Raw genomic sequence first — 14881 nt, 5'->3', positions numbered from 1 at the left:
GACATGCCCCGCCAGAATCATAAACGGATACTTCATGATATACCATACCCCATCACAATCCTGGCATTACTCACACACTCCATTTTTTCACTCATCCCCTACTGTTTTTTCAGGGCTCACCCTCATGCATTTTTCACCCCTTCGCAGCACTCCCCTGCACATTATCAGTCTTATACACACAACTTCCCGTGCACATCGCATGACATGAAAATTTCCTGCAACGCAAAGCAAATTCATCCATCCACCTGATGAAGACCTCACGATTTCGGGACATCTGCACCACGCAAAACAACATTGCGCGAGGCAGTGCAAAAAAACAAAACCGAAACGATCCATCCAATAGGAACTACCCATGAAGACCATCCTCCTGACCCTGGCATGCGTTGCATTCTCCATCGTGACCGCCTCCGCGGATGACAAGAAGACCACGACCACCACCACGACGACGTATGGCAGTGGCACCATCACCGAGTACACCCCTGGCTCCGCCTTCGTCTTGAAGGAAGAATCCGGTCCGGTGACCTACAAGTATGGTGAGAAAGTCACCTACGTGACGAAGAGCGGCACCGTGCTCACGGAAGACCAGGTGAAGACCCGCATCAAGGTGGGCGTGCCTGCCCGCGTGTACTACACGCCTGCCGGTGAGAGCAAGACCATCACCAAAGTCGAAGTGGATGATTGATCATCTCCTTCTTCCCTGAAGAACCAAACTCAGACTCAGACCTCGCCGCGATGTGCAAATATCGCGGCGAAGTTTTTTTAGAACGGGGAAGGGACATTTGAAATACAAGTTATCCTGCCCGCCCCTTTGCGGAAAGCTCTACGCACACACCTGAGGTGACACGCGATCCCCGGGAAGAAGCACGCATCATCAAAGGAGAACCGAATCGTCCTCGCGATCGTGCAATCCGCCCGCAAGACTCTGGAAAAACAAAAACCCTTCGCGCCATTCAAAGCCATCCGTTATCCGGCGCGAGGGCGAACCCTTAGAGTCTGCCAAAGCAGCAACCTCTGTCTCCGCAGACTCATTGCAACAAACAAACCCAAACACCCCAAACCCCAATGAAAACAATACTGCTGACACTGGTCTGCGCTGCATTCACTGCCGCCGGCGCCTTTGCCGATGACCGGACCGTGTCGACCACCACCACCACCTACAGCACGGGCACCGGCACCATCAATGCCTACACCCCTGGCTCTTCCTTCATCCTGACGGAACCCAACGGCCCGGTGACCTACAGCTATGGTGACAGCGTCTCGTACGTGACCCGCAGCGGCGTCGTGCTGACCCCTGAGCAGGTGCAGACCCGCATCCGCGTGGGCATCCCTGCCACCGTGCACTACGCCCCCATGGGCGAACGCCGCGTGATCCAACGCGTGGTCGTGGACGATGACGACGACGATGATGATAATAATTAAGAGTGCACGTGAACGTGCGTGAACTCTTCACCACTTGTCTCATAAAGAACTGACAACAGCATCGCCGCGGTGACACCATCGCGGCGATGCTTTTTTTATTCCAGGTGGTCAGTCATGGAATTCAACACGGGGACGCAGAGACGGAGAATTTTTTAGAGCATAGACGGCAAGCTCATGATGTGAAACTTCGAGCTTCCTGCCGGCGGTGCTCCCACGGGCTTGCGTAGCCGCGTTTCCCAAAAAAACCTCCGTGCCTCTGCGTCTCCGTGACTCTGTGTTGAATCCCAAGCACGTTTTTTCACCCCAACACCCCTACCCCATCACCGCCTTCGCCTTCTCGATCTGCGTGATGGTACCAATCAAGAGCACCGAGTCTCCCGCTTTGATTTCCTCATCGATGCCGGGATTGATCACATTCTCTCCTGCTCGCTCAATGCCCACAATGCTCGCGCCGGTGAGCGTGCGCAGCTTCAGCTCCGCGATCACTTTCCCCGCGGCGGTGGAAGTGGATGAGACGGTGATGGTATCAAGCTGCGCCTCACGCAGCAGCGGGTGCACCTTCGGCTCGGAAGGCTCCTCATGCGGATGCGGAGCGGCTGGGGTTTCAAAGGTCTCCACCAGCGCCACCTGGGCACGCGCATGCAGGCGGATGAAGGAGCGCCTCAGCAGGACCGTGGCCACCAGCAGCACCAGCGCCAGCACGATGAGCAAATTCCACGAGGGCAGCAGCGTCGAGCTCAGCAGCAGGATGTAGATGCCCAGGGCCACACAACCCGCCACGAAGGCGATCATCTGCACCAGCGCGCGCAGGGGCGCCGTCCTCTCGCCCGCGGCCTTGCGCGTCACGCTCATCTCACTGAGCAGCATGGCGAAGGCCTGCCACTTCCGCACCACAGCAATGATCATCGGCAGGCTCAGCAGCATCGCGCCCAGCAGCACCATGCCCTTGATGCCATTATCCCCGCCGGGAGCATCCGGCCACTTCTCTAGGGCGAAGCGCCGCGCATAGAATCCACCGATGAACACGCCCGCGATGAGCAGCAGGTTCAGCGCAATCTGCCAGCCCCACTTCCTCAGGAAGGCACTCGGGCTGCGTCTGCTGCTACTCTTGCTGAGCCCGCCCACCCAGTGCGTGTACGCATCCAGCGTGCGGCGCACGGAGACCGGCATCACTTTCTCCGACCAGCCCACAATCGTATCCGACGCACGGATGAGATATGGTGTGGCCAGCGTGGTGATGGCTGACACCGCCACAGCGATGGGATACAGGAAGTCACTCGTCACCCCCTTCTGCAGGCCGAAGGCCGCGATGATGAAGGAGAACTCGCCAATCTGCGCCAGCCCCATGCCCACGCGCATGGAGGTGCGCAGGTCATTCCCCGCCACGAAGGTGCCCAGGCCACACGTCAGCACCTTCCCGAAGATCACCGCCAAGCTGATAACCGAGATGGGCCCGATGTACTCCCACAGGACCTTCGGGTCGATGAGCAGGCCAATCGAAACAAAGAATACCGCGCTGAAGAGGTCACGCACCGGGTGCATGAGCATCTCAATGCGCGCAATCTGCCGCGCCTCCGCGATGATGGCGCCAATGAGGAAGGCTCCCAGCGCCACACTGTATTCGAGCTTCACCGCCAGCAGCGAGATACCCAGGCACAGGCCCGTGACCGTGACGAGCAGCATCTCATTGCTCTTGAACTTCGCCACATAGTTCAGCAGGCGCGGAATGATGATGAGCCCCGCCACCAGCACCACGCCGAGGAAGGCACCGAGCTTGCCCACCGTGAGCCCCACCTCCGCCACACTCAGCGAGCCCGTGGAGGCCAGGGCACCCAGCATGGCAATCATCAGGATGGCCAGGATGTCCTCCACAATCAGGATGCCGAAGATGAGCTGCGCAAAGGGCTCCTTCGTCTTGCCCAGTTCCTCCAGCGCCTTGATGATGATCGTGGTGGAGGAAATCGCGAGGATGGCGCCCAGGAAGACACTGTCCATCGTGTGCCAGCCAAAGGCCCGCCCAATCTGGTAGCCCACCCACACCATCAGGATGATCTCCATCGTCGCGCCAATGAGCGCCGTGGCCCCCACCTTGGAGAGCTTTCTCAGGCTGAACTCCAGCCCCAGCGCGAACATGAGGAAAATGACGCCCAACTCGGAGAGCGTATCAATCGTGTGCTGGTCCTCGATGAACTTGTACGGCGGCGTGTGCGGACCGATGATCACCCCCGCAAGGATGTATCCCAGCACCACGGGCTGCTTCAGCCTCCGGAAGATGACCGTCACCACCGCCGCTACCATCATCACAATCGCGAGGTCCTGAAAAAGCGTGTGATGCATAGGGCTGGAAAGAGGCGTGATGGTCGATAAGTGTGGTGCGCGAAGCGGGTGAAGGGGCCCCGTCAGGGGCGGTAAAATCACCCTTTGCACAGACCGTGCCCCATGCGCAACCCTCCGGGTGAAAAAAGCGGTATTTTGTTTTATGCCGCCATGTAATTCACCCCATGCCTGGAGGTCAGGCTTACCCACCCATCGCACAGGTCCTCACGAGAGTGGAGATGTTGCAGCAAGGTGAAGATGAGGCGGCAGCCTCCAAGGATCGGGGGCACTCTTGCCCCCAATGCGGGTGCCACGGCTGGACAATAGCGCCTCCCGGTCCATCCTATACCATGCCCCTCCGGCTTAAAATCCTGCTCACCTACGCCACCGGCATCGCACTTCTGTGGGTGGCTGTGCTCTGGCTCAGGCACACCTTCCCTGCCTTGAAAGCGCCCCAATCGCCGCCAGCCACCACCAAGCCGGCTACTCCCATTCCGGCCTCTCCAGCATCCCAACCCGCTCCCATGGCTCCGCAACCGGCCTCACCCAACACGAACGAAAGCGGCACCCCGCAAGCCCGAGTGGAGGCATATATTCGCGAGTGGTTTGCTGTCTGGCAGAAGGTCGTCGAGCCGAAGATTATGGGGCGCGGCGCCATGGCCTTTGGAGACATGACTCTGATGGAACGGTGGCAGAAGGAAATCACCGCTGAAGAAGCGCGGTTGCTCCATGAATGCTCGAAAGTTCCCCCGTCCCTCCTTGCAGGAGAGGCGTACTGACCAGTGACAGTCGCCACGTGGTCTGGACTTGGTCTGGTGGTGGGACCGGGACTCTGCAGACAGGAAGGCTCTTGCAGGGTGGGGATTCGGCAGGCCTTCACTTTTTCAGCAGTTTATGACGTGGCAGGAATTCCAGTACGAGTATCGGGCCATGCCGTTGCACTTGATGAACGTCGAGCACCTGGCTCGTCTCTCCGCCTTCACGCCGAGCATCCTGGGTCCTGAGGAGAGAATCGATTTTGAAGAGGCAAAAAGAGTCATCCGCGATGAACTGGCCACCCGGAGAAACAGGAGCGAGCGGCAGGAGGAGGTTGTCTTCCGTCGCATGGAGCGGCATCGGACGGACCAGCAGCATGATGAGCATGTGAACCAGAGCTCGCGCATGCACATCACCCAGATGGAGCGGGCTCACGCCAGCTTCGTGCTGCACCGCCGCTCCATCTGGCTCGCCGCCGGCATCGCCGTCATTTCCGCCCTGCTGGCCTGGTCCTCACTCTGGACACAACGCAAGGAGACACGCCAGGCACTGGATGCCCTCCGCGAACGCATGGATGCGCTCGAAGCACGTGGCAGGGTTCTGGATCAGGGCGATTCCTTCATAGGCGAAATGTCGCCCCCGAAGAATGCGCAGAAGAGCGCGAGCGAATGAAATGAGTCCCGCAAATGGCATGCGAATGTGTCCGCTTGAGATAAACGCAGCCACAAAAAAAGCCGCCACTCGCAACGAGTGACGGCACTGGAAAGCAGGAAGGAAAGAGGGTCAGGACCATGCCCGACCACCATCTCCCTCTTGTCTTCAGTCGTCGATTTCGACCTTGTTCACCACGCGGGACTGGCCTTCGCCTGCATAGTATACGCGAACGGGTGCGCCCACGATGATGCGGGTCTTCACATCGGCCTCAGTGAGGACCTTGCCGCTCCTCGTGACGTAGGTGACCTTTTCACCGTACTTGTAGCTCACGGGACCGGAAGTTTCCTTGACCACAAACGTCGTGCCGGGAGCGTACTCCGTAATCGTGCCGCTACCGTAGGTAGTCGTGGTGGTGGTGACGGTCTTGTCGTCGGCAAAGGTGGCGGCAACGCCAAAAGTGGCGAATGCGAGGGCGAGCAGAATTGTTTTCATAGGATCACTGGGTATTTGAATTGCACCTGACGGATGACAGGAGCGTGTGAGAATCGTGGCGACACGCAGACGCGGCTGGGAATGTTTTTGTTTATCCATCCTTTATGTCACTTCGGGCAAATAGCCCTGCAACAGTTATGCGACGCATACGTGTACGGATGAGTTGTTGCGGCATCCTGAAAGGGCGCAGGAACCCGCGATGCGCAGGTGTGTCAGGATAAGGGATGGAGAATTGCGGACAATCCAACAATGATCCCGGTTCGCCATCATCTGGAACGTTGAAGGAACGCTTTGCGACCTGGCACGTTGAGTTGATATGCAGTGCCGCTTCCCCTGCTCATCCAATCACAATTTCCCATCCTGACGCACATGCGCCATGCGGGACCAGGGTGAGAGAACCTCAGCGACCGAAACCTTCAGGATTCACGCCGCCGGGGCACATACTCCGCAGGCAGATCCTTCAGGGACTGGCGCGCCACACGTTCAATGATTCGCCCATCCCGGCGGAAGACGACCCACTTGGGTTCTGAAGTGTGGTCCATCGATTCGGCTTCGATGATGCGCTTCTGTCCGTATTGGAATTCACATTCAAACAGGATGGTGGTGATGAGGTGTACCTTGGGGAGCATCGCTGGAAAGGGCATGAAGGGTTTGAGATGCTTATGCCGGCACATCCCGGCTGGTGGCGGCGAAGGACGCGCACTCTGAGTGCCCAGGCTCGCCATCATCCCCGGAAGAGCGGCATTCCGTTGCCAGCGCGCGGCGGATATCATCGAGGGAGACGGGAAGACACTCATAGTGCTTCACCAAAGAGCGCGCCCAACGGACAAAAACGGAGTCCCCGTGGTAGAAGGAAAGTTCCCGGGAGTCTTCTTCCACACGGTCTGCTTCCACGAGCGTCTGGCCTCCCAGATGCAGTTCCAGTCTGTATGTCTTCATGTGCGCTCCTCCTGAGGAACTCAAAGAGCTGCGCGAAGGGATGGCCTCACGTACAGGAAACGGACGCAAACTGCGGCAGGCACCGAAGGCAGCGAGAGAAGCTTGCCCCTGCAAGGACCCTCGTCCCCATTTCCGACAAAGCAACCGTTGAGTAAATATATCTGCCCGCGGAGAAAGCGGTGGAGTCCAGACAGTGACGGACCGGCACGGCTGCACGCATTCCAAGTCCAAGGCCCCCGGGTCCTCCTCCCCCCAACCTTACACCGTTAAATCCCCGGATCCACCACCTCTTCGTCACCCCTCCCGCACCCCCACCTCGCCGTTTGACCCCCGCGCCCTCCCCGGCTAAACACAGCGCGTGGTTTTCAGTTCGCACATCTTCATTTTCTTCTTCTTGCCGCTCGTGCTGGCGGGCTACTACGGCATGCTCGCGGCGAAGACGAGCATCACCTCCCGGCACCTCTTCCTCACGTGCATGGGCATGGTGTTCTACGGCTGGCACAATCCGTGGTTCGTCTTCCTCATGCTGGGCACCACGGCCCTGGACTACAACCTGGGGAAGATGATCGTGAACGCGGAGAAACTCCGCGACAAGGGCGCCACGGATGCCCAGGTGCACGCGCGGAAGAAGCTGGGCATGGTGCTCTCCGTCGTCTCGAACCTCGCCGCCCTCGCCTTCTTCAAGTACACCGCCTTCGCCGTGGAGAGCGTGCAGGGAGTGTCTGACTGGATGGGCTGGGGCCACGTGGCAGTGCCGGAGTTTTTCCGGAATATCATCCTGCCGGCGGGCATTTCCTTTTATGTATTCCAGAGCCTGAGCTACTGCGTGGACCTCTACCGCGGCCATGCGAAGCCGGCGGAGTCGTTCCTGGATTTCACCTGCTTCGTCTCGCTCTTCCCGCACCTCGTCGCCGGCCCCATCGTGCGGTACGGCATCATCGCGGAGCAGATGCGCCACCGCGTGCACACGGTGGATGGCTTTGCGCTGGGCCTCACGCGTTTCGGCTTCGGCCTGGGGAAGAAGATTCTCCTCGCCGACCCCATGGGCGTGATCGCAGACCAGGCCTTCGGCGCGGGAGATGGCAGTCTCACCACCCTGGCGGCGTGGGTGGGCATCGTCGCGTACGCCTTCCAGATCTACTTCGACTTCTCCGCATACTCGGACATGGCCATCGGCCTGGCGAAGCTACTCGGCTTCTACTTCGTGGAGAACTTCAACTCGCCGTACAAGAGCGCGAGCATCACCGAGTTCTGGAGGCGGTGGCACATGTCCCTCTCCACCTTCCTGCGGGACTACCTCTACATCCCGCTGGGGGGAAATCGCATGGGTGTTTCCCGCACCTATGTGAACCTCATGCTCACCATGGTCATCGGCGGCCTGTGGCACGGCGCCTCGTGGAACTTCATCATCTGGGGCGCCATCCACGGCGCCATGCTCTCCTTTGAGCGCCTGATGGGGAAGCAGTCCTTCTACGGTTCCCTGCCCAAGCCCCTCAAGATCGTCCTCACCTTCTTCATTCTGCTCATCACGTGGGTCTTCTTCCGCGCGGAGAACTTCGAGGTCGCAAGGCGCTTCCTGGCCGCCATGTTCGGCATGAGTCAGGCCGGTCTCACCGGCGCACTGCTGGAGGCGCAGATGCTCACCGACCTGAAGGTCTACCAGCTCATCCTTTGCACCGCCATCGTGTGGCTCATGCCGAATACGCAGACCATCCTGCACCGCTTCGTCTGGTGGAAAGCGCTCATCGGTCTCGTCCTCTTCGTCATCGCTGTGAACATGATGTTCACCATCGGCCACAGCCCGTTCCTGTATTTCCAGTTCTAGGTTCACCCAAAACGATTGCGATGACCTCCATGGCACAGACCAACCTCAGCGAGTCGTCTCGTGACTCCGCATCGGGTCGCGCTGCGAAATCACCATCGCGCGTTCCAGCTTGCGCGAAGCGCCTTGGAGTGCGTGTGCGAAGCACCGCTTTGGGTCGGGAGCTTCTGGCCGGAGGCATCAGCGCGCTGCACGCCGGTAACGTCCTCGCCCCGCCCCCGTGTCTGCCAAGTGATATGGGAAAAGTGAGTTTGCAGCAGGAAAGCATGTCGCTCGTGTGTTCACCCACCACCAAAGCGGTGCTTCGCACACGCACTCCAAGGCGCTTCGCGCAAGGTGGTCCACTACAGACTCCCTTCACGCTCGAAGGCTCGAGCCATCTCACGAGACGTTCTGGCAATCGCCGGTGTCTGATGTTTTAATTTCTTTCATACTCTGTCCCAATGGCCGCCGACGCCAACGCCAACGCCCCCACCAAACCCAGGCACGTGCCTGACAATCCTTATCACGAGGAGAAGGAGACGACCGTGTATGCCATCGGCCGTGGGTTCAGCCTGATCATCATCGTGATCTTCTTCGCCCTGGTGCTCACGCCGGTGGTGCTGGATCACCTGCACCGCTCCTCGCATGAGGAAAACGGCGCGCCGTACGCGAAGCGCCGCGCCTTCTGGTATGAGGTCTTCAATCCACCTTCCTTCGACCCGAACCAGCCCAACCCGGAGAAGAAGAAAATCGTCTCCCACCTCCGCTGGCTCGAGCGCGGACTGGACCAGGCCGAGTACGCCGTGGCCATGCGGCAGAATACCCAGCAGTGGATGATCACCCAGTTCGCCGAGGGCAGCCAGAAGGTCTTCGTGGGCTGGGATGACTACCTCTTCTACAACGCCGACCTCAAGGCCCTCACCGGCTACGGCCCTGTGAAGCCAGAGCCCTTCAGCGTGATGAAGGACCCCGAGCTGGCCAAGCTCCCCAACGCCGGCAACTGCATCGCCGAATACGCCGCGCAGCTCAAGGAGCGCGGCATCAAGCTGCTCTTCGTCCCCGTGCCGCTGAAGCCCATGCTCTACAGCTCCAAGGTGGCAAGTGACCTGGATGTGAAATCCGTCTCGCACCCGGACGCGGCCAAGTTCTACGACTCGCTGCGCCAGCAGGGCGTGGACGTGCTGGACCTCACGGAAGACTTTGTGAAGTTCCGCAATACACCGAAGAGCTACTTCTACCTCGAGTCCACCTCGGACAATCGCGCCATCGCCCAGCGCTCGTTTGAGGAGACCAAGGAGAAGGAAGACGCCTTCCTCCTGCAGGACACGCATTGGACCCCGGAAGCCATGCGCATGGCCGCCGAACGCGTGGCCGCGCATGTGAAGAAAAACTACGCCGACTCCTTCCGCCCCATGGCACGCACCATCACCATCTCGGATGGCGTGTACCGCAAGAGCATGGGCGACCTGGTGAAGCTGCTCGATGTGCGGCGACCGGACGAGCTCTTCAGCGAGGAGGAGCACTTCCTCCGCGTGGTGGGTGAAGTCACGGAGGACAAGTACGCCCCCATGGTGCTGCTGGGCGACAGCTTCGTGAATATCTTCGATGACCCGAGCATCGGCTTCGGCGACCCGAAGGCACCGGAGAAGCGCACGCGTGCTGGCTTCGCGCAGCACCTGAGCCTGCTGCTCAATCAACCGCTGGATGTCATCGCGCAGAATGGCCGTGGCTCCACCGGCGTGCGCCGCGAGTTTGCCCGCCGCTATGACGATGAAGTGCGCGCGAAGAAGCTCGTCATCTGGGTCATCGCCGCGCGCGATGTGCTCCTTTCCCGCACCGCCGCCCACCAGGCGAACATCGAGTGGGACTTTGTGAAGTTCAATCCGAACAAGGGTCCCGACGCGCTCGATAGCTCCACGCCATCGACCACTCCCGCGACCGGGAACATCATCGTGGAAGCCACTCTCAACGAGAAGTCCGCAAACCAGGACCCCGTGGGCACCCCCTATCGCGATGCCCTGCACGCCGCCGTGTATGACGTGGGCAATGTGGTGGAAGGCACACTCGACGCAAAGCAGATTGTCGGCGTCCAGTGGACCTTTAAAGACAAGGTCATGCAACCCACCGCCAGCTTCACCGTGGGCAAGAAGTACAAACTCACCCTCGTGCCCTGGGACGGCCGCAAGGAACTGCACGGCCTGAACCTGCAAGACGACACCACCGCCTTCGATGCGCCCCGCTTCTTCGTGGAGAAGGCGGAGGAGGTGAAGTGAGGTAAGGTTGATGGTCTATGGTTGATAGTTGATAGCCTGAGAAGAGAGCGGTGGCAGAGAATCATTGAACTCTCCGGATTGACCATGTCGCAAAGGCAATTCCAGCCCCTTTGCAGCTTTGTCGTCATCCCATCTGTTGGCCGCCTCAGGCTATCAACTATCAACCATAGACCATCAACTCTTCCCCTGCGTCTCTGCGTCTCTGTGTTGAACACCCTGCACGCAAACTCACCCATGTCCGTACGGGCTCGCTGGCCAAGACTCCATTCCCCAACCCCAGCATTTCCTAAAGAGGTAGCCGTCACCACCTAAGCAATTCCTGCACAATAGCCTTGCCGGAAAATGCACGATTTGATTTGATGGCCTTGTGCACGCGGAAAAGAGGCCTCCCTCCCGGGTAGAAAATTGGGTCACTGTGGTAGCGGTTGCGATACCTGTGGTGTGGCTTGGTTTCATTGTGCAGGCGTACATGAGACAGGCCGCCGAGCGGCGGGAGGTTGCCCAGGGTATCTCCAACTGCCGGCAGATCATCGTGGCCATGCGGATCTACTCTGCGGATGGACGCGGCACCTACGTGGACGACCATAGGATGGGAGAAGACCTCTCAAAGCCCAAGACGGCGAATGAAGCATTGAGAGTCCTATTCCAACAAGGGATATCGAATAACGAAGCCATCTTCGGCTGTCCCCACAGCCCCTTCGTGCCGGATGGAAACATCGGCGTCGCTCCGGATTTCAAGGATGCCCTTACTCCCGGGGAAAACCACTGGATATTGACCATAGGCCTCTCCGACTCTAATTCTGGCAGCACTCCGCTCGTCTACGAAAACGCGGCCGTCGCACGGTGGAATCCCAAGTGGAACGCCGATGCCAAACTGAAGCCCGTACCCGGCCGCACCTGGACGAAGGGCATCATCATCGGCATGAATGACAGCTCCGTGGCCCTCCAGAAACTAGCCACTCCGGAGGGAAGCGAAGTGCCGTTGAAAGAGCTTGGAAAGGGAGAGAACCTCTTCACTCAGCATGAAGACTTCGACGTGCTGGATGTGGCGCGCAAAGCAGACTAACCGCGAAGGGTGTCGGATAATTAGCTAGTCGTGTTTCGGCAGTCCAAGGAGTGGGGGCATTCCTGCCCCCATGGCAACCCCAGCAGCGCGTCGTCATCGCGAAGGCCCTTGCGGTGCAAGGGCTCCCGAATCTGACATCTCAACGCTAACCGGCTGCGAACTCAAAAATGGGGGCAGGAATGCCCCCACTCCTTGAGCCATGCGATGCGTTTACCAAGTAGCTGACTCATCAGGAGGCAACACGCTCTTTACCAAGAGGGCTCAACATTACCGGAGGAGCTCCACCCATGTCCGGCTGCGCTAACGCGAACAATCTTCCACCTACTCCCCCACCCCTACCCGCACATGCGCATCCTCGCCGCCCACGTCCACCACATCCAGCTCGGGCAGGAACTGGCGCAGCTTCTCCGCCATGTGGCGTGAGTAGAGATGCGCGCCGTTTTCATTGATGTGCGTGCGGTCTGCCATGTGCTCCATCTGCAGTCCACAGTCCGCCGGGTCCGGTGTGTAGATGCGCGCAAGTGGCTGTGGCTTGAGGGACTCGATGTAGGCAATGAACCTGTCATGCCCCTGCCGGTACTCCGGCTTCTCACGGATGACCTTCATCACCTCCGGATGCACGGGCAACTCATGAAACACCACACGCACCCGATGCTGTGCAAACCACGCCAGGCTCGCGCGCAGCGAGTGGTCCTGCAGCTTCGAGAGGCGCCAGTTCCCCACCATGCGGTTAGCCGCCGTATGGGGTGAAAGCGTGAGACGCTCCTTGGACAGTGTGCTCTTCTGGTGCCAGGCGTGCCAATCCGAAGCTGGCGAGGTGCGCTCCTCCGGGCATGGGTAGATGGCATTCCCCGGCTGCGGGTCCATCACATTCAAAATGGCAGACTCCAGTGAGTGCCGCACGGAGCACACCGGCAGAGCCCACTCCGCGAGCTGGCCCACGCGATTCGCGCGGTTCTTCAGCAGCATCCGCTCCGAGAAGTCCGCATGCTGGTAGAGATCCGTCTGCACACGCTCATCAGCATCCAGGGACTGCCGCAGCACGAAGGGATTCACCTCCACCACCGCGAGCCGCAGCTCACGCAGATGAGCCTCATTGCGGCGGATGAGATTCCACAGATCAAAGGGCGTGCCGCCTTCGCAGGAAAGGTTGCGCACCTCTGCAGGGTTCAGCCCCGTCTCACGCGCCACATCGTCCGCAATGATGGCCCACAGGCTCTGGCTGCTACCGAAGAAAGCGACCTTCACCGGCTGCGGATTTTTCTTCAGCGTGTACGTCTCCGTCGCGTTGAAGGCATCCATGCCATGCTTGTCGAAGTGCGGCGCATCCCGCAGCGGCTCCAGCGCGAGCCTGCCCAGGGTGAATACCCCCAGCGCCACCCACGCACCCGGACCGAACCAGCGTTTCAGGCCGGGCTTGGGTTTGGGGGGAACTGGGCTTGCTGTTGCTTCTTCCATGAAAGGCTGAGGGCGAAGAAACACCAGCGGCTCCATTTGGCAAGCGGCTCAGTGAAAGCATGGGTGTGTTGATGCTGGTGGGATTCAACACGGAGGCACAGAGACACGGAGCCACAGAGGCTCTTTATTATAGTGGCCAGGGAGAAGACGCTGGTCCGCCTGGCAAGGCATCAAGACTCGACCACCTACTCTCGCCACCCCAGCGGACGTGGTCTTAACATGCCAGTCCTCCAAACCCAAAAAGCTCCGTGTCTCCCTGTCTTTGTCTCGAATCCCACCGGCATCGCCACACCCACCATCACTACACACAAAAAAAGAAGGGAGCGGCGAACCGCTCCCTTCCTTTCAATTCTTGTGCTGGGCAGTCAAACCTTACAGTTTGAACTTCACGCCAAGGCGCACGAGGGTGAAGTCACCGTCGTCTTCACCCCAGTGATAAGCGCCGTCCGCGAACACGCCGAAGCAGCTGGCTTCGGAGAAGCGGGCCTCAAGGCCGCCGCCCACGAACCAGTTCCATTCTTCGAAGGAGTTCGTGGCATAGCCGCCGCCACCCATCACGTACGGAGCGACGCAGATGGAGGTGATGGGGTAACGCAGCACGAGGGCGGCATCAAATTCATGATGCTCGCTGTCCGTGGCGAAGATGCCGTAGCTGCCCTGCACGCCGATGTACTCATTGAAGAAGTACTCTGCAAGCACGCCGCCTCCGAGGGCGTCGTCTTCATCGGAGTCGGGGAGGATGCCGGCACCGAAGATGCCGAGGCTCAGGCCAGGGCCGAAGCAGTCACAACCAGCCGGAGGCGGGGGAATGACGGGGGCCTTGGGATTCTTGGAGTAGGTCACTTCTCCCGCGTGAGCGGTAGCAGCGAGCACGAGTGCTGCGAACAGTGTCGTGATGATTTTCATGGTTTGAGGAGTTAGGTTGGCAGTTGTCTTCTGCAAACCAGGACCGGAGGGTCCCGGGTGCGTCTCAGAATCGTAGCAGCCCTTGCCTGTGGTTGCCTAGACTTAAAATAATTTAAATTTCACCACCTACACCCAGGTAAAATGGCCTTCAGGGGTCAACCTGAGGGAGATATCAGGGTCCTTTTTCTCCACAAAATACCCCATTCTTCCCAGTGAAACCGTTGTTCACGTGAAACAACGACACTTGATAACCAAGCAATGCCATCATCCCCATGTGAACTATCGTTCATATAGGACCTTGGGCGTACTCCCTGAAAGGGAGAGCGCCCGTGCCCTATGTGGAGAAAATTTCGAACCCCTTCCCTTGCCCCTCTGAACCCGGCCCTAAACCGCGCCCACCACGGTAGAAAAGCGGCGGACAACGAATCCATTTTTCCATCAGTCACCACAACCGAAGCTCACTTTTCTTGAGGCTCATTAACACACGTGTGAACTAAATTAGAAACGTCTCGTGACAAGAGCAGCCCTGCCAGCGCTGCGCGACTCCGGAGCGTACCACCTTGCGCGAAGCGCCTTGGAGTGCGTGTGCGAAGCACCGCTTTGGGAGGAAACGTCACGAGGTGGGTGACTCAGGATTTATCCATGACCCCAAGCGGAGGCCGCATTTGATGCGTTCTTGTGATGCAAAACCACCCGGCGTAAGCCTGCCTGCAGGAAGCTCCGCGCCCCAAAGTTCCCCACCAAAGCGGTGCTTCGCACGCGCACTTATAGTTGCCTCGGAAGTTATTCATCAATCGG

At 59.3% G+C, this 14881-nt stretch carries 13 protein-coding genes; 7 read left to right on the top strand and 6 right to left on the bottom strand.

Annotated elements, in window-relative coordinates; all coding sequences use genetic code 11:
* Positions 1–352 precede the first annotated feature (352 nt).
* Together G5S37_RS10100 and G5S37_RS10095 are read left to right on the top strand one after the other, a co-directional pair.
* The gene (locus G5S37_RS10100; RefSeq protein WP_165203333.1) at positions 353–682 is read left to right on the top strand and encodes a hypothetical protein; all 330 of its coding nucleotides are present in this window, start codon (positions 353–355) and stop codon (positions 680–682) included.
* Positions 683–1062: 380 nt separating this feature from the next.
* Complete coding sequence (locus tag G5S37_RS10095; RefSeq protein ID WP_165203331.1) at positions 1063–1419, top strand: hypothetical protein; 357 nt, start codon at positions 1063–1065, stop codon at positions 1417–1419.
* Positions 1420–1731: 312 nt separating this feature from the next.
* Here G5S37_RS10095 and G5S37_RS10090 read toward each other — a convergent pair whose 3' ends face one another.
* Positions 1732–3756 (bottom strand): cation:proton antiporter, encoded by a 2025-nt coding sequence (locus G5S37_RS10090; RefSeq protein WP_165203329.1) that lies wholly within the window; start codon positions 3754–3756, stop codon positions 1732–1734.
* A 329-nt stretch (positions 3757–4085) separates the two neighbouring features.
* On the opposite strand from G5S37_RS10090, the gene G5S37_RS10085 reads away from it, so the two are divergent.
* A complete protein-coding gene (locus G5S37_RS10085) occupies positions 4086–4514 on the top strand; it encodes a hypothetical protein (protein WP_165203328.1) in 429 nt (142 codons plus the stop codon).
* Positions 4515–4629: 115 nt separating this feature from the next.
* Complete coding sequence (locus tag G5S37_RS10080; RefSeq protein WP_165203326.1) at positions 4630–5163, top strand: hypothetical protein; 534 nt, start codon at positions 4630–4632, stop codon at positions 5161–5163.
* Between the two features lie 147 nt (positions 5164–5310).
* Here the strand turns inward: G5S37_RS10080 and G5S37_RS10075 are convergent, their stop codons facing one another.
* The 3 genes from G5S37_RS10075 to G5S37_RS10065 all read right to left on the bottom strand — a co-directional run bounded on the left by G5S37_RS10075 (position 5311) and on the right by G5S37_RS10065 (position 6576).
* Entirely contained in the window at positions 5311–5637 is a 327-nt protein-coding gene (locus G5S37_RS10075; RefSeq protein ID WP_165203324.1) for a hypothetical protein, read from the bottom strand.
* A 416-nt stretch (positions 5638–6053) separates the two neighbouring features.
* A complete protein-coding gene (locus G5S37_RS10070) occupies positions 6054–6281 on the bottom strand; it encodes a hypothetical protein (protein WP_165203322.1) in 228 nt (75 codons plus the stop codon).
* A 16-nt stretch (positions 6282–6297) separates the two neighbouring features.
* The gene (locus G5S37_RS10065; RefSeq protein WP_165203320.1) at positions 6298–6576 is read right to left on the bottom strand and encodes a hypothetical protein; all 279 of its coding nucleotides are present in this window, start codon (positions 6574–6576) and stop codon (positions 6298–6300) included.
* A 358-nt stretch (positions 6577–6934) separates the two neighbouring features.
* Here G5S37_RS10065 and G5S37_RS10060 point away from each other — a divergent pair, with 358 nt between their 5' ends.
* The 3 genes from G5S37_RS10060 (at position 6935) to G5S37_RS10050 (ending at position 11719) form a co-directional block, all read left to right on the top strand.
* Positions 6935–8401 (top strand): MBOAT family protein, encoded by a 1467-nt coding sequence (locus G5S37_RS10060; protein WP_165203318.1) that lies wholly within the window; start codon positions 6935–6937, stop codon positions 8399–8401.
* A gap of 440 nt (positions 8402–8841) precedes the next feature.
* The gene (locus tag G5S37_RS10055) at positions 8842–10653 is read left to right on the top strand and encodes a hypothetical protein (protein WP_165203316.1); all 1812 of its coding nucleotides are present in this window, start codon (positions 8842–8844) and stop codon (positions 10651–10653) included.
* A gap of 469 nt (positions 10654–11122) precedes the next feature.
* Positions 11123–11719 (top strand): hypothetical protein, encoded by a 597-nt coding sequence (locus tag G5S37_RS10050; RefSeq protein ID WP_165203314.1) that lies wholly within the window; start codon positions 11123–11125, stop codon positions 11717–11719.
* A 321-nt stretch (positions 11720–12040) separates the two neighbouring features.
* On the opposite strand, the gene G5S37_RS10045 is transcribed toward G5S37_RS10050, so the two are convergent.
* Together G5S37_RS10045 and G5S37_RS10040 are read right to left on the bottom strand one after the other, a co-directional pair.
* The gene (locus tag G5S37_RS10045) at positions 12041–13177 is read right to left on the bottom strand and encodes a hypothetical protein (protein WP_165203312.1); all 1137 of its coding nucleotides are present in this window, start codon (positions 13175–13177) and stop codon (positions 12041–12043) included.
* Positions 13178–13549: 372 nt separating this feature from the next.
* Positions 13550–14083: an outer membrane beta-barrel protein gene (locus tag G5S37_RS10040; protein WP_165203310.1), complete on the bottom strand. Its 534-nt coding sequence runs from the start codon at positions 14081–14083 to the stop codon at positions 13550–13552.
* Positions 14084–14881 lie beyond the last annotated feature (798 nt).

Source organism: Roseimicrobium sp. ORNL1 (genome assembly GCF_011044495.1).
Taxonomy (GTDB): Bacteria; Verrucomicrobiota; Verrucomicrobiia; order Verrucomicrobiales; family Verrucomicrobiaceae; genus Roseimicrobium.
Note: the sequence above shows the minus strand (reverse complement) of the source record. Positions and strands in the feature narration are given on the sequence as shown.

Coding starts and splice junctions, on each gene's coding strand:
- G5S37_RS10100 (WP_165203333.1), top strand. CDS start 353: ATGAAGACCATCCTCCTGACCCTGGCATGCGTTGCATTCTCCATCGTG.
- G5S37_RS10095 (WP_165203331.1), top strand. CDS start 1,063: ATGAAAACAATACTGCTGACACTGGTCTGCGCTGCATTCACTGCCGCC.
- G5S37_RS10090 (WP_165203329.1), bottom strand. CDS start 3,756: ATGCATCACACGCTTTTTCAGGACCTCGCGATTGTGATGATGGTAGCG.
- G5S37_RS10085 (WP_165203328.1), top strand. CDS start 4,086: ATGCCCCTCCGGCTTAAAATCCTGCTCACCTACGCCACCGGCATCGCA.
- G5S37_RS10080 (WP_165203326.1), top strand. CDS start 4,630: ATGACGTGGCAGGAATTCCAGTACGAGTATCGGGCCATGCCGTTGCAC.
- G5S37_RS10075 (WP_165203324.1), bottom strand. CDS start 5,637: ATGAAAACAATTCTGCTCGCCCTCGCATTCGCCACTTTTGGCGTTGCC.
- G5S37_RS10070 (WP_165203322.1), bottom strand. CDS start 6,281: ATGCCCTTTCCAGCGATGCTCCCCAAGGTACACCTCATCACCACCATC.
- G5S37_RS10065 (WP_165203320.1), bottom strand. CDS start 6,576: ATGAAGACATACAGACTGGAACTGCATCTGGGAGGCCAGACGCTCGTG.
- G5S37_RS10055 (WP_165203316.1), top strand. CDS start 8,842: ATGGCCGCCGACGCCAACGCCAACGCCCCCACCAAACCCAGGCACGTG.
- G5S37_RS10050 (WP_165203314.1), top strand. CDS start 11,123: ATGAGACAGGCCGCCGAGCGGCGGGAGGTTGCCCAGGGTATCTCCAAC.
- G5S37_RS10045 (WP_165203312.1), bottom strand. CDS start 13,177: ATGGAAGAAGCAACAGCAAGCCCAGTTCCCCCCAAACCCAAGCCCGGC.
- G5S37_RS10040 (WP_165203310.1), bottom strand. CDS start 14,083: ATGAAAATCATCACGACACTGTTCGCAGCACTCGTGCTCGCTGCTACC.